Genomic DNA, 14,050 nt, shown 5'->3' with positions numbered 1-14,050 from the left:
AACTGTTTAGGAAAATCTCTACACAGTTTTTCACTCTCACTTTACATCTATCTCGATATTCCCTTTTCTATTGCTCACAGCTTTCATGATGTGTATTAGCATATGGATCAAATGTAATAATTCTTAACAATCACCCTTATATTAAATGGTATATCCTCTTATAAAGAGAAGATAATAACAAATAAATCCGTTACAGAATGGGAGTTCTCAAAAATGAAACGAAAAATATTCTCTCTCTTTGTGCTTATTTGTGCAGTACTACCAATGCAAGCTAGCGCTTACACATTTCAGTCGCTACCAATTACGTTAAAGTCTAAACAATGGTATATCGAAATTGATAAATCTCATAACTCAAACGAACAAACACTCCGGTCAAAACAAAGTGTATATGATACGTATAGTTTACTCGTAAAAAACATCGGTACTGATGTTTCAAATGTATCTGTAGAAATACTTGATAACACGCCTACATCTAAAGCTACCTTTACACCTACTACATCTGATGAAAACATTTCAAAAAGTCATACAAGCTTTGACCACATGGTATTTCCATTAGATTTTAATAGCCATAATTTTAAAGTCGTTATTACTTGGGAAGAAAAGAATTTCTCTTACAATGGTCATCCGGTAAATGAGGGTAAAAAAATGAAACAAACATTTGTATTTAATGAAGACTAAGCCTTATTTTAAGTATGGCTTAGTCTTTTTTTTATGCAATCCGATTGGATCGCTTATGTCACTTCTTTTGCAATTGCCATTTTCGTTGCTTTCTTGCAAATACATGTTTCCCATATATGTACAGAAGACTCTTCATTAGAAAGAAGCTTCAATAATATGAACCGTTCATACTCTATTTTATTATCAACAGGAGTCACAATATATACAGTAAAATTCTTCGTATTAAATACCTGTTATTTTACAACATATTCGCCTTGTAGTTCCGATTCTAAAAATTCGTTGAAGCAATCTACAACCATATAAGATAACTCCTCTCATTATTCATCCAAATTTTTAATCAAAATTACGAATACTTGGGACAGATAGCGCTATTACAATTGTAAAGATTACGAATAATGCTAGCATTATTACAGTTACCTCTCCGCCTATTACATTCGCTAACCAACCAACAACTACATATCCTAATGGCAATAAAGCAAAAGAACCTAACATATCAAGGCTTGCTACTCTTCCGAAAGCTTCTTCCGGTACGAGCTCTTGTAAACTCGTTTCCCAAATGAGTCCAAATATCATCATACCGAATCCTTCAATTGCCATTAAGAAGATTAAAGCAGGCGCCCAAGAAATAAAAGGCATAACTAATAGAGCGAAGCCGCTAATTAAAACACCTCCATAGGCCAGTAACCCTCTCTTTTGCCACCGCTCTTTCCCACCAAATATTAATGCGGCAATTACAGCTCCACCACCAGAAGATCCCATTCCCATCCCGTAAACGTAAGCTTCAAAATGATGATGAATATTAAATAGCCATGGAATTAATACGACGATAATGCCGGCATAACAAATATTTACGAAAGAAAAAACTAAGATTGTAATCCAAAGCCACGGATGACTTTTTAAAACTAAAACACCCTCCATAAACTCCTTTTTATAATCGACCTTACTCCTTTCAATCGATTTTATTTTTTTAAACTTAATTTCTTTTAAAAATAATAAACATAAAAATGATAATAAGTACGTTGCTGCATCTAGTCCAAATCCTATCCCAGCAGATGCAACTGAAACGATTAATCCACCAAATGCTGGTCCAATTAACCGTATGCCTTGATTACTCATTTGCGTTAATGCATTAGCTGCATTACGAATTTCAGGTACGAATACTTTCGCCCTCACAGCAGAATATGCTGGCTGAAATATCCCTTCCATAAGTCCATATAATGCAACGAGAACATATAAAAGTGTAATCGTTAACAAATCCATAAATATAAGCGATGCAAGTAATAGCATTACTATACAGCGGATTATATCCGTAAATAACATTAATTTTACTCGATCAATTCGATCTACAACTAACCCTGCAAACGGTAAAGCAAGAATATTAGGTAGCGTATACATTGCCATAGTCATCCCCATTACAACTGTTGAACCAGTTAGTGAGTAAACAACGACTGGCAAAATAACCATTGTTATAGAACTCCCTAAAGTTGAAAGCAATTGTCCAATCCACAAAAACTTAAAATGCCGCGACACTTTGACTGGCAACAGTAATTTTTCAACATATCCTAAATCTTTTTTGGTTTGAATTTCTCCCTGCATTTTCCTCTCCTCTTTTCAATTAACTATAAACTCCATAATAAACATCTGAAAAATTTTAATATTCTATTTTAAATTATAATATGAAATTACTATATTTATGGTAAAATTATCAAAAAACACAAGGGAGAAAACATAGTCATGCCTTCAAATTCACATAACATCGAGCACCAGATCTATACAATGTGTATGATCCAGCGTAACAATGAAGTTTTACTTTTAAAACGTCCCAATCATCGAGGCTTTCCTGGCTATATAGCTCCTGGCGGAAAAGTAGATTTCCCAGAAAGTATCGTCCAAGCTGCTATACGAGAAGTGAAAGAAGAAACTGGACTACACGTTTCTAACCTAACTTTTAAAGGGTTAGACGAATATGTAAATCCTAAGGGGCATGTTCGATATATGGTATTCAACTATTGGACAGACTCATTTGAAGACGAATTTCTTACTAATCCTCCTGAGGGTGAATTAGTATGGGTGCCAATCGATACAGCACTCAATCTTCCTATGCAAGATTGGTTTAAAGAAAGATTCCCATTATTTTTTAAAAAAGGTACGTTTGAAATTCAACGTGTTTGGGACCGAGACTTAGATAAACAAGTCGCTATGACAATTATCCATACGTAAAAAAGCTTGGAATCCCTCCAAGCTTTTCTTACTTCACCTCTATTTTCTTAATCTCATAATCAATTTCTAAAAACTTAACTCCGAATATCCACATTTTATGGTGAGCAGTTAGCATGTGACCCTTTCCCTCTTTAATGATAAAAGTCTCTGTTAACGGTAAACGGATTGTAAAGAATCGAGTATGTAAATAAATCCCCTCATCTCCCTTACTATTTCCTCTCAACTTACTAGTAATGATTAAATCATTGCTATCATTACATACTTTCAAAATACCTGTCATATTCGAATAAGGTAAAGGCAATGCGATATTCATATATGTCTCGTTCTTATGCGTATGTTTTGAATACAGAGCCAAAAAAATAGACTCCCCTGCTTCATTTTCCCTTAGCCAAGCCCTTACATTCTCTCTTCCATCTTTCTCATCATTTACACCTATGATAGAACCATACATTGTTTCCCACTTATCGCCCATACCTAAATGTATTTGCCCTACTCGTTTACTCATTTTCGTATAACAAAATGCAAATGGACGGAACCAACGAGCCCATTTAATATTCGATTGTAACTCATACGCTGCTGTATTTTCGTAAAAACGAATCATACTTATAGGAATCTTCTTCACGTCAAATGCTTCACTATGAAAATCATTCATTGTATCAACTAAACCGTTGTATTCCTTACTATCTACTAAATTTCCACTCTGTAAAAATGTCTCACCAATTCTCACGTTTCCTCTTAACCTACTCATTGGTTTCCCATAGTACTTATAATTTGGAGCACTCTTTTCAATCATCCAACCTACAAATGCTGGTAATGCTACTCCAATACCATTTACCACACCGTGAATCCAAACCATTTGAGCAATTGTAATCGTCAGTACTTGTTTTAAATTTCCATATGAATATATGAGTGAGAACATAATTGTAACCATGAGCGTACTAGACGAAATGATTAAGAGAACCTTTGCACGAATAGCATTAAATTTCGCTTTCCAAACGTAAATACAATATCCATAAATAGCACATAAATATATCACAACTGCAAAAAATTCAAATATCCTCGAATATGTAATTCCTATTGCAACTGTCATAGGTGAAATCATGATGATAAACATAATAACATCATACACTTTACTTCTCTTTTCTCTTTTTCTCCCTATTAAACCAGCTGATAACGGCAATAGAAACGCTGAATAATGAAAGTGGGCAGCTGTGAGTAAAACAATGTCTGAACTAAATTGCATAATCGAAATCTTTGCTACTGAAGCAAAATACCAAAAACCACCTAAAAACAAATATATAAACGCACTATCTATCGCAGTTTCTTCTAACGGTTTCCAACCTCTTTCTAGTAATCTACTGACACCAAATAATGCAACAATTCCTGTATATACAAACCAAATTAGCGCAAAGAAATAGTCATTTGTTACGAAAGCTAGCATGGCGCTACTTGCTGCGATTGGATATAAAAACGATACGAATTTATAAAATAATAAATACGATCCATTTCTTGTTCTTTTATCAATAATACAAAAAGACATCGGTATAAATAATAAAACAGATAATAATATAATTGCTTCAACAGGATTTATATTCGACCGCTCATATATTAGAAAAGCAACATAACAAGCAAGTCCAAATATTATATTTTTCATCTCGTTTATTTCCTTTCCACAAATGTTCCTTTATATGAAAATAGTGAGCCAATTAACGGATTTCGTACTTGTACATGAATTTGAAAACATTGCAGTGCTTCATCATAACTTTCAACAATTTTTGCCTCTCCGTATAAAAATTTCGGTAACGGCATTTTTCTCCCTAACATATAAAACCATTGTTTTTTTGAAGAAATATGCATTCCACCTGCCTCGTCAATATGAAAATTCAATGTAGAAACGAGTAGATGCGGCTCACCAAAATAATCTACGATTTCATGTTCCTCTTCATCCAGCTGCATAACGGCGTTAAAATATCTTTTCTTATTATGAAAATAAAAAGTACGATTCCACCTTACAAATTCATTTCCATGTTCATCCCGCTCAGCGTAATTATGTATTGTAAACGGAACTTCTTGCCCTCGCTCAGAAAAAAACATTCGGAACTTCGCTGCAATTTTTAATATCATTTTAACGAAAAAAGAACCTCCGTAAATTTCATCCATCTTCCCTTCTCCAATGAAGCTATTTTCTTCTGTAACCTCATAGCGTTTCTGTAATTTCGGATGAAGCTTTTTATAAGAAGCCCCTAATAATTTTTCGTAAATATTAGTCATACATTTATCCCTTTCTCGTCCTCTTACAATTTTTTGCGCTTGGCAAATCAAAGCTATTCAAATAACCGACAATCGATAATCCGATTAGAAGAAGATTTAATGTGATTGGATTAAACGGCTCTGTAAAGCTTGCGATATTCGTCCATCCTGCTGCTACCGTTAAAGCTATTAACATAACAATATGCATTATAAATATTTTTCGTTTTGGAAGTGGAAGTAGCCATATGGCGGCAAAAATAATTTCTAATATCCCAATCATTTTAAGTATAAATACACTACTTTCATGTGATCCAATGAGTAGTGAAAGCATCTTCACTTCTTCTGGATGACTAAAGATTATTTTCGGGACAATTCCTTGATATATCCATACAAAAGCAAATAAAAAACATACGAGCCAATACGTCATCGTTCTTCTAATTAGCAAACTAGGATGTAGACCTTTTTCCAACCATAATTTGAGAGCATCAAAACTCCAAGCAGTCGCCCAACCTAATAATGGACGAAACATATATGAATCAATCACATTTCCTATACGACCATATCTCGTATCATAATCATATTGCGTTTCAAAATGAATACATTCTTTATGCGGTGTATACTTCCAATAACCACGCCCTATTCGTATAAGTGATAATGTATTGTCTGTCCAAAATTTCAAAGAAGAAATCCGTTCACCAGTTTCTTTTCTTATTTCACCTATCGATTCCCCTTCTCCGCCTATTTCAAGCCCAAATCCTATCTTTGTTTTATATAAAAACTTCTGTGCTTCTCCCTCTTTTTTCTCTAGATACGAAATTTCAGTAAAACGAGCATCCCACTCTGTATGTAGGTCTGGTTCTTGCGTATATTCCCATAATTTCTCTATTGTCGTTTTCATTTCTGTCGCAACATAAATAGGCCTTTTTCTTTTCATACTCCGACCTCCTATACTCTATATTTTTAATGTACATGTAATATATGTATTTTGCTACATTTTTCACAAACTTCATCTCTAAAAAGAAAGAATTTTGAAAATATATATAAAACACTTGATTCCCTGAATAATTTAAATTATTATAAAACAAATGTTACCAACAACTTCATAAATCAAACACTCTCGCCTAAAACGTGAGATAGAGGTTGCAATACTTATGAGTATTCTAATGGAGACACAGAGATGTCTATGAAATTGGATGAAAGGAAGTGTTGCCGAAATTGATAAATTTCTCTGCATTTATCAATTGGGGCTGTTTTCGAATAGAAACAGAACTGTCATATGTACAGACATGTACGTATGAAGAGCTATCTACAAAAAAGAGATATCATTTTCATGGTATTCCTTTTTTGGCGGTTTTTTTATTAGCTCCGTTTTCTGTTTCCCTTTTCCTGTAACAGCACCATCCTCACTTATTTGAGATGGTGTTTTTTGTTTTTCTCTCTGGTAACTACAGGAATATTGGGATTTATATATGTCCTAATCTATTCTTAAAAATGGACGAAAGAAGGAATTCGTAATGGAAACGATTGTACAAAAATTTGGTGGTACTTCTGTCGGAAGTGTTGAGCGCATTCAACATGTGGCAAATTTAATTATTGAAGAATATGAACGAGGACATAGTATCGTCTCTGTCGTTTCAGCAATGGGGAAAAGCACAGATGAACTTGTAGCACTTGCTAACGCTATTGCGGAAAATCCAAGCAAACGTGAAATGGATATGCTTCTATCTACAGGAGAACAAGTAACTATTTCATTATTAACAATGGCACTACAAGCAAAAGGTTATAACGCAATTTCATTAACAGGGTGGCAAGCTGGTATTACGACAGAATCTGTACATAGTAGTGCACGGATTACTGATATTAACGTTGAGCGTATTCAGTCTTACCTTACTGAAGGCACGATTGTTATCGTAGCTGGTTTCCAAGGAATCAGTGAAGAAAATGAAATTACAACGCTTGGACGTGGCGGTTCTGATACGACAGCTGTTGCATTAGCGGCGGCACTAAAAGCGAAAAAATGTGATATTTATACGGATGTAACAGGCGTATACACAACGGATCCACGAGTTGTAAAGACAGCTTACAAATTAGATGAAATTTCTTATGATGAAATGTTAGAACTGGCAAACCTCGGCGCCGGCGTATTACATCCACGAGCTGTTGAATTTGCCAAAAATCATCATGTCGTTTTAGAAGTTCGCTCAAGTATGGAACAAGAAAACGGAACAATTGTAAAAGGAGAATGTAACATGGAACAACAATCAATCGTTAAAGGTATTGCTTTTGAAGATAATATTACTCGTGTAACAATTAAAGGATTAGAGCAAGGTTCACTTTCAACAATTTTCTCTACGTTAGCTAACGCACATATTAATGTAGATATTATTATTCAAAGTATTACAAATGAAGGAACTGTTCATCTTTCCTTCTCTATCCATTCTAATGACTTACGAGAAACACTAGAAGTATTGGAACAGAATCAAGAAGCTCTTCACTATGAGTCTGTAGAACATGAAAATCATTTAGCAAAAGTATCAATTGTAGGATCTGGTATGGTATCCAATCCAGGTGTTGCTGCGAATATGTTCACTACTTTAAAAGAAGAAGATATTCATATTAAAATGGTAAGTACATCTGAAATTAAAGTGTCTGTCGTTATTGACCGCCTTCATTTAGTAACAGGTGTGGAAGCACTTCATCAATCATTTATGGCGAAAATTGAGCCTTTAGTGCAAATGAGCTAATTTAATATTTTTATTGCAACTTACAAAAACATATTAATCTATTTCCTTCCTATATAAATAAAAAGCTGTTTGCATAGATTTCAAGACTCTACGCAAACAGCTTTTTAATATATTATCGATATCCAAAAATCATTATAAAACAATAAAATTATTCTTTGAACTCTTTCCTAGGAAATATAGTTGACTCTTCTTACTTCTTATCACACATATCGTTTCTCTCTTTCCTTTGAAAAAATGATCTGCATTCATTCAAAATAACTTTCTTCACATCCGAGTAAAAGACCATCATGAATAGTGCAATTCCTAATACAACCACCTGTATTTTTTCATACTCAATGAACGCACTCATAATTAGCAAACCACATCCAATATAAAAACCAAACCCATTCTCTTTCTCAAAATCCGCCTCTTCTTCATCAATATGTATTTTCTCTTTAAAGCTTTGATTCCCTTTTATTAACTCATCTAGCGTAACGTTGTACATTTCGCTCAGTAAAATTAAATTATCAATGTCAGGGTAACTTTTATCATTTTCCCACTTATAAACCGCTTGCCTCGTCACACCAATTTTTTTAGCAACATCCTCTTGCGAAAACTCCTTTGATTCTCGTAGTTTTTTTAGCTGTTCTCCTATACTCATAACGTCCCCTCCTTTAACAAATTATTACATAAAAGGAGATAAAAAAGAAAGAAACTATTAGTAACACGCACTGTAAACCACTAGTTTACACAATAAAAAAAGGGAGAGTAACTCTATTTTTAAGCTACTCTCCCTCTCACTTATATTAATTAAAACAGATGAATGTTTTCTTTCTTACACGCTTCACGTAAATCGTCAGGCCATACTGAAGATTGAACTTCACCGATATGTGCTTTGCGTAAGAAGTACATGCACATTCTTGATTGTCCAATACCACCACCGATTGTTAATGGTAGTACGTCTTCTAATATTCCTTTATGGAAATCATACTCACGTTTGAAATCATCACCCGCTTTTGTTAACTGTTCATCAAGTGATTTACTATCAACACGAATTCCCATTGATGATAATTCGAATGAAGATTGTAATACTGGGTGCCAGAATAAAATGTCACCGTTTAATTTCCAATCATCATAATCGGCTGCGCGTCCGTCATGCTTTTCACCTGAACGAAGTGCATCACCAATTCCGATAATGAAGACTGCACCGTGTTCTTTTGCAATTGCATGTTCACGGTCTTTCGGCGTTAATTCTGGATATTTATCTTCTAGCTCTTGGGAAGTAATGAAAACAACTTCTTCTGGTAAATACTTTCCAAGGAACGGATATTTTTCAAATAAGTGATCTTCCAAATCTTTGAATATTCCATAAATTATTCGTACTGTTTCTTGTAAGTAATCTACAGTGCGCCATTCTTTTTGAACGATTTTTTCCCAATCCCATTGGTCGACGTAAATGGAATGTGTTGCATCAAGTTCTTCATCACGACGAATCGCGTTCATGTTTGTATATAAACCTTCACCAGCTTCATATCCATATTCATGTAGTGCAAATCGTTTCCACTTTGCTAGTGAATGAACAATTTCTAATTCTTCTCCTGAATGTAACATATCAAATTCAATTGGACGTTCTACACCGTTTAGATGATCGTTTAATCCTGATTTTTTTGTTACGAATAATGGTGCAGATACGCGGAATAGTTCAAGACGTTTTGCTAATTGGTCTTCGAAAAATGTTTTAACTTCCTTAATTGCGATTTGAGTCTCTCTTACTGTCATTAATGATTGATACATGGTGGTTTCCCCCTAAAATGTTTGGATGTTGTGAAAAGAAGCCAACAAAAAAAGCCCTTCTTCCCCAAAAAACTGGGACGAAAGGCTTTGGTTCCGCGGTACCACCCAAATTAGCAACAGAGGTTGCTCACTCATACAGTACGGAGATGAAGATCTCGATACTGTTCTTCTTGTAACGGCGAAGTGCCCGGCTAAGTCTACTTTCCTATAAAGGGTTTCGGTTAGCAACTCCAGGAGGTTCTTCATAATAGGCTTCGTATCAGGCTCACACCACCCCTGACTCGCTTAGACTACGTCCTACTACTACTCGTCCTTTCATAGTCGTTTTGTTGTCACATCTCTGAAACATTTTATTAATGATTATTCTATACAAAAAATAAAGAAAGTCAACAAAAAGTTTTAAAATATTTTTCAATTCTATATTTTACGGCTTTATTGATTGTTGTTAATTTAACATCTTTACTTCTTCTGCCTCGTCAACCCAAAAAATGTTTCACTAACCGAAACTAACGTATACACAACAATTAGTGTAATCGTTCGAAATATAGAATCCGCAGTATTTCTTATTATTTTCATTTTCTTTGTAATTCCTTTCAGTTTACTTGCAATTTCATGATATACTATAGCATTCAAGCAGTTTGTTTTTACTTAAAGCAAACATAGTCATTTATCAAGAGTATTTTCTAATTCATTGACTATTATCAAACAAGATTTTTATATAACGGAGTGATCATATGAGCAAAACGAAAGCGAAACCGAAAAAAGGTGTAGGACAAGGTACAGGAAGTAAAGGATGGAACCGTTGGCAATCAAGTGCAAAGAAAAAGAAAGCAGCAAAGCCATACAAAAGTAAAGGCACAAAGAAGTAATTTAAATACCATTTGATTTCTTTACTTTGTTCAAAACAAAATATAATTATTACAACAAAAAAACTATGCTCTCATAAATTTGAAAGCATAGCTTTTTTTATTTTAAATCATAAGAATTTCTCGAATTTCTTCCTCAGTTATGGAGGATAATTTCCCTTCTCCTGGCTCAATTACTTCAGCAATTAAATTTTTCTTCGTTTCTTGTAGTTCATGCATTTTCTCTTCAATTGTTCCGTGGGCTACTAACTTAATAACTTGCACCGTATTTTTTTGTCCCATTCTATATGCTCTATCTGCTGCTTGTTGTTCAACAGCTGGATTCCACCATAAATCATATAATATCACTGTATCTGCACCAGTTAGGTTAAGACCCGTACCACCAGCTTTTAAAGAAATAAGAAACAAATCGCCTTCACCTTCGTTAAACCGATTGCATAGCTCTACACGCTCTTGCGAAGGTGTACTCCCGTCTAAATAAAAGTATGGAATCGCTTGACGATTTAACTCACGACCAATAATGGAAAGCATCTTCGTAAATTGAGAAAAGATCAAAATTCTCTTCCCAGTACTTCTACATTCTTCTAAAATCTCTAACAGTTGTTCAAATTTAGCTGAACTGCCTTTGTAATCATCAACGAATAAAGCAGGATGATTACAAATTTGTCGTAATCTCGTTAAACCAGCTAAAATTCTAATTTTATTTTTACGTAACGTATCTTTGTCTAAATGTTTTAACGTTTCTTCCCTTAATTTCGCTAAATAAGCTGCATACAATCTCTTTTGGTCTGGTAATAACTCCGATGACTGTAAATGCTCTATTTTATCTGGCAACTCATTTAATACGTCCTCTTTTAATCGTCTTAATACGAATGGTTTCACTCGCTTCGCTATATCCTCACGCCTTAAATCACCGAACTCTTTTCTTCCTGGTAATAATTCTGGGAAGACGACATGGAAGATAGACCATAGCTCTTCTAACGAATTTTCTACAGGTGTTCCTGTTAATCCGAAACGATACTCCGCTTGAATCGTTTTCACCGCTTTTGCAGTTTGCGTTGTAGGGTTTTTAAACGCTTGTGCTTCATCAAGAAATAGTGTATGAAACGGCCTTTCATACAACCTTATATCTCTTCTCAGCAATGGATATGACGTAATTATGACATCAAATTCTGCTATATCTTTTAAAATTTTCCGGCGCTCTATTTGATTTCCATCTGCAATAACTGCTCTAATATGCGGGGCGAATTTTTTCAATTCACTCAGCCAATTATAGACGAGGGACGACGGAGAGACTACTAATATAGGCATGTTTTTCTCTCGAATTTCAGGCAAAACAGAGTCTATAAAAGCAATGCTTTGCAGTGTTTTCCCGAGTCCCATATCGTCTGCTAAAATGCCTCCAAAACGGTAATAGGCGAGTGTTTTCATCCACTCGAATCCATACACTTGATACTCTCGCATTTCTGCATGTAAAGTATTTGGCACAGCAAATTTCAATTTTTTCGGGTTTTGAATATTTTCTACTAGCTCTTGAACAGAATCATCCAAACTTAAAACATTACCTTCGTGAAGTCCGTTCATCCATTTTACACTCCGGATAAGCGGAACATTCACTTCTTCCCCATGTAAAAATTCTTTCCGAATACCCGTTTCTTTTACAAATTGATTAATTTCATTAAACTCTTTACTCTCCAGTGATAATAAAGAACCGTTCGCTAATCGGTAATATTTCCGTTTCTCTTCAAGAGCTACTAATACTCCTTTAATTTCCGCCTCCGGTATTCCTTTTATATCAAAACGAAATGACAACCAGTCTATCCTCTCTTTTCGTCTAACTCTAATAAGAGGAGCTGTATCTCCTTTATGAATTCGTAATTTGATTGCTGTCGTCGCATAAATATCAAGTAAACCTTTTAATGTTGGAACGACGTGATATAAAAAATTGTACTCAGCTTCTTCATTATGCATAAAGTAACCGCCTTCCGTTTTCGCAAAGGCACTTTCACTCATAATATCTAAAATCTCTTTTTCCTTTTTCTCATCACGATTAAAAACAGACGGCTGTCCATCCTCTTCTAACGGATTAATTATGACGTTTCCATAGTGAAATTCAAGACCTGCTAACAAGCGATTTTTCACTCTATCTAAATATAATTTCGCTTTTAATACGGGTGTTTCAACACGATCTGATACTACCTCATCTATTCGTACAGTTCCTAGCTTCATTAAACCTGGTACAACTTTCGCTACAAAATATTCCATCTTATCTGCCGGAATGTATAATTGGTTACTACTAGAGCGATTCATCATTTTTTGTAATTCGATAAGCCGCTTGCAATCCTCAGCGTTCAACTGATACAGTTTCCCTCCAAATAGAGCATAACTATACGTATCCATTACCTCAACTCGTTGTAAGCCATCAATATAAAGCGTAAACCCACTGTTACTCCCTTTATTAAACTCAAAATGTAATGGAAGGAGTCCTTTTGAAATTTGTAAACCATGAAAAGATTGTCCATTTTGATTCAGTCTCACACACTCAACTTTAGAAAGTAAAGAAAGCATATCCCCCCAAGACGCTGGCGGTATTAAAATCATGCTATCATCTTGTTTTGCATGTACTTCTAGCGTATCCTCATACATTTTTTCATTATGATGAATTTTAATAAGTTGCTGAATAATCGCATCTGTATCTTGTTTAAAGCTATGTACATCTGGTGTATATGTAAACTCATTGGAACAATTAAAAAGTTCTCTTCTCTCCACCTTAAAAAGAAATTCTCTAATCTGATTTACGAAATACGTTTTGGCAAGTTTCAGCTGCATTCCTAGAAGCGCTCCACCTTGTTTCGTAACTACTGGTGTACAAATAAATTCAACATGAAGTATTTCACGTGTATCAAAACGATGTTGTTTACTTTTCGGTCTCAGTGGCTTGTCTGCAAACAACTGAAACATCCCACTTGTTAATTGATCATTTCCGCTCATGTGTTCACTACTAGCTGGGCGCATTCCACCCGTTTGCTGATTATAATTTATTTGTATCAATACTGCTGCAACATGTTGACAGTACGTTTGAAAAGACGCTAATGAAGGACAACTACATTTCGCAACAACATCACCCTTTTTAATTTTTTCGACTGTAACATGAAAATCTTCGTTTCCTTTTACTGTTGCCTCGCAAATTTCTTTATTTTCATCATAATGATTTATTATTACTTTATTTGATTTATAATAAGCTTCGCCTCTTTTATATGAGGTCTCTCCGCACACTTCTTTAATAATCGATTTATTTAATGTAAAACTCATTGCTTTGACACTTCCTTACTGTAAAACCATTTTCTCTTACTTAACATTTTACATGCTTCACGAGAAAATATAAAATTTTGGTTTAACAAAAAAGATACTTATTTATAAACGCCTCAGACTGTAAGCAAATAGAGTTTCAGTACTTGTCCCTAAACTCTTAAAACCGCCTATTATACAGGCGATTCTGAAAGATTCCAGCATAGTATT

Annotated in this window: 11 protein-coding genes, 1 riboswitch and 1 other annotated feature; of the genes, 4 read left to right on the top strand and 7 right to left on the bottom strand. The window is 34.5% G+C overall.

From position 1 onward, the window contains the following. The first annotated feature begins 213 nt into the window (after positions 1–213). Positions 214–678 (top strand): hypothetical protein, encoded by a 465-nt coding sequence (locus ACS2MN_RS12800; RefSeq protein ID WP_087950251.1) that lies wholly within the window; start codon positions 214–216, stop codon positions 676–678. A gap of 333 nt (positions 679–1,011) precedes the next feature. Here the strand turns inward: ACS2MN_RS12800 and ACS2MN_RS12795 are convergent, their stop codons facing one another. Further along, a complete protein-coding gene (locus ACS2MN_RS12795; RefSeq protein ID WP_438894706.1) occupies positions 1,012–2,274 on the bottom strand; it encodes an MFS transporter in 1,263 nt (420 codons plus the stop codon). Between the two features lie 138 nt (positions 2,275–2,412). Here ACS2MN_RS12795 and ACS2MN_RS12790 point away from each other — a divergent pair, with 138 nt between their 5' ends. Next, positions 2,413–2,898 carry an 8-oxo-dGTP diphosphatase gene (locus ACS2MN_RS12790; RefSeq protein ID WP_438894705.1) on the top strand — a complete coding sequence of 162 codons (486 nt, stop codon included), beginning with the start codon at positions 2,413–2,415 and terminating at the stop codon, positions 2,896–2,898. Positions 2,899–2,926: 28 nt separating this feature from the next. On the opposite strand, the gene ACS2MN_RS12785 is transcribed toward ACS2MN_RS12790, so the two are convergent. From ACS2MN_RS12785 to ACS2MN_RS12775, 3 genes are read right to left on the bottom strand one after another with little or no spacing between them, the layout of a single operon-like run. Then, the gene (locus tag ACS2MN_RS12785; protein ID WP_098709130.1) at positions 2,927–4,552 is read right to left on the bottom strand and encodes a YndJ family protein; all 1,626 of its coding nucleotides are present in this window, start codon (positions 4,550–4,552) and stop codon (positions 2,927–2,929) included. A 5-nt stretch (positions 4,553–4,557) separates the two neighbouring features. Beyond that, a complete protein-coding gene (locus tag ACS2MN_RS12780) occupies positions 4,558–5,169 on the bottom strand; it encodes a DUF4166 domain-containing protein (RefSeq protein ID WP_088055387.1) in 612 nt (203 codons plus the stop codon). Between the two features lie 4 nt (positions 5,170–5,173). Continuing rightward, entirely contained in the window at positions 5,174–6,082 is a 909-nt protein-coding gene (locus ACS2MN_RS12775; protein WP_000824127.1) for a DoxX-like family protein, read from the bottom strand. Positions 6,083–6,274: 192 nt separating this feature from the next. Further along, positions 6,275–6,461: riboswitch (Lysine riboswitch) on the top strand. A gap of 201 nt (positions 6,462–6,662) precedes the next feature. Between ACS2MN_RS12775 and ACS2MN_RS12770 the strand changes: the two genes are divergently transcribed. Then, positions 6,663–7,892, top strand: coding sequence for an aspartate kinase (locus ACS2MN_RS12770; RefSeq protein ID WP_000448018.1), 1,230 nt, complete (start codon positions 6,663–6,665; stop codon positions 7,890–7,892). A 190-nt stretch (positions 7,893–8,082) separates the two neighbouring features. On the opposite strand, the gene ACS2MN_RS12765 is transcribed toward ACS2MN_RS12770, so the two are convergent. Further along, positions 8,083–8,532 (bottom strand): helix-turn-helix domain-containing protein, encoded by a 450-nt coding sequence (locus tag ACS2MN_RS12765; RefSeq protein WP_000021947.1) that lies wholly within the window; start codon positions 8,530–8,532, stop codon positions 8,083–8,085. A gap of 149 nt (positions 8,533–8,681) precedes the next feature. Beyond that, positions 8,682–9,665 (bottom strand): aspartate--ammonia ligase, encoded by a 984-nt coding sequence (gene asnA, locus ACS2MN_RS12760; protein WP_088055386.1) that lies wholly within the window; start codon positions 9,663–9,665, stop codon positions 8,682–8,684. Positions 9,666–9,735: 70 nt separating this feature from the next. Further along, positions 9,736–9,993: a binding site (T-box leader), on the bottom strand. Positions 9,994–10,399: 406 nt separating this feature from the next. Here asnA and ACS2MN_RS12755 point away from each other — a divergent pair. After that, complete coding sequence (locus tag ACS2MN_RS12755; RefSeq protein ID WP_000047591.1) at positions 10,400–10,534, top strand: DUF3934 domain-containing protein; 135 nt, start codon at positions 10,400–10,402, stop codon at positions 10,532–10,534. Positions 10,535–10,636: 102 nt separating this feature from the next. Here the strand turns inward: ACS2MN_RS12755 and ACS2MN_RS12750 are convergent, their stop codons facing one another. Beyond that, a complete protein-coding gene (locus ACS2MN_RS12750; RefSeq protein WP_000011059.1) occupies positions 10,637–13,843 on the bottom strand; it encodes a DEAD/DEAH box helicase in 3,207 nt (1,068 codons plus the stop codon). Positions 13,844–14,050: the final 207 nt, after the last annotated feature.

The sequence above is a fragment of the Bacillus cereus group sp. BceL062 genome (assembly GCF_051780025.1).
Taxonomy (GTDB): Bacteria; Bacillota; Bacilli; order Bacillales; family Bacillaceae_G; genus Bacillus_A; species Bacillus_A toyonensis.
Note: the sequence above shows the minus strand (reverse complement) of the source record. Positions and strands in the feature narration are given on the sequence as shown.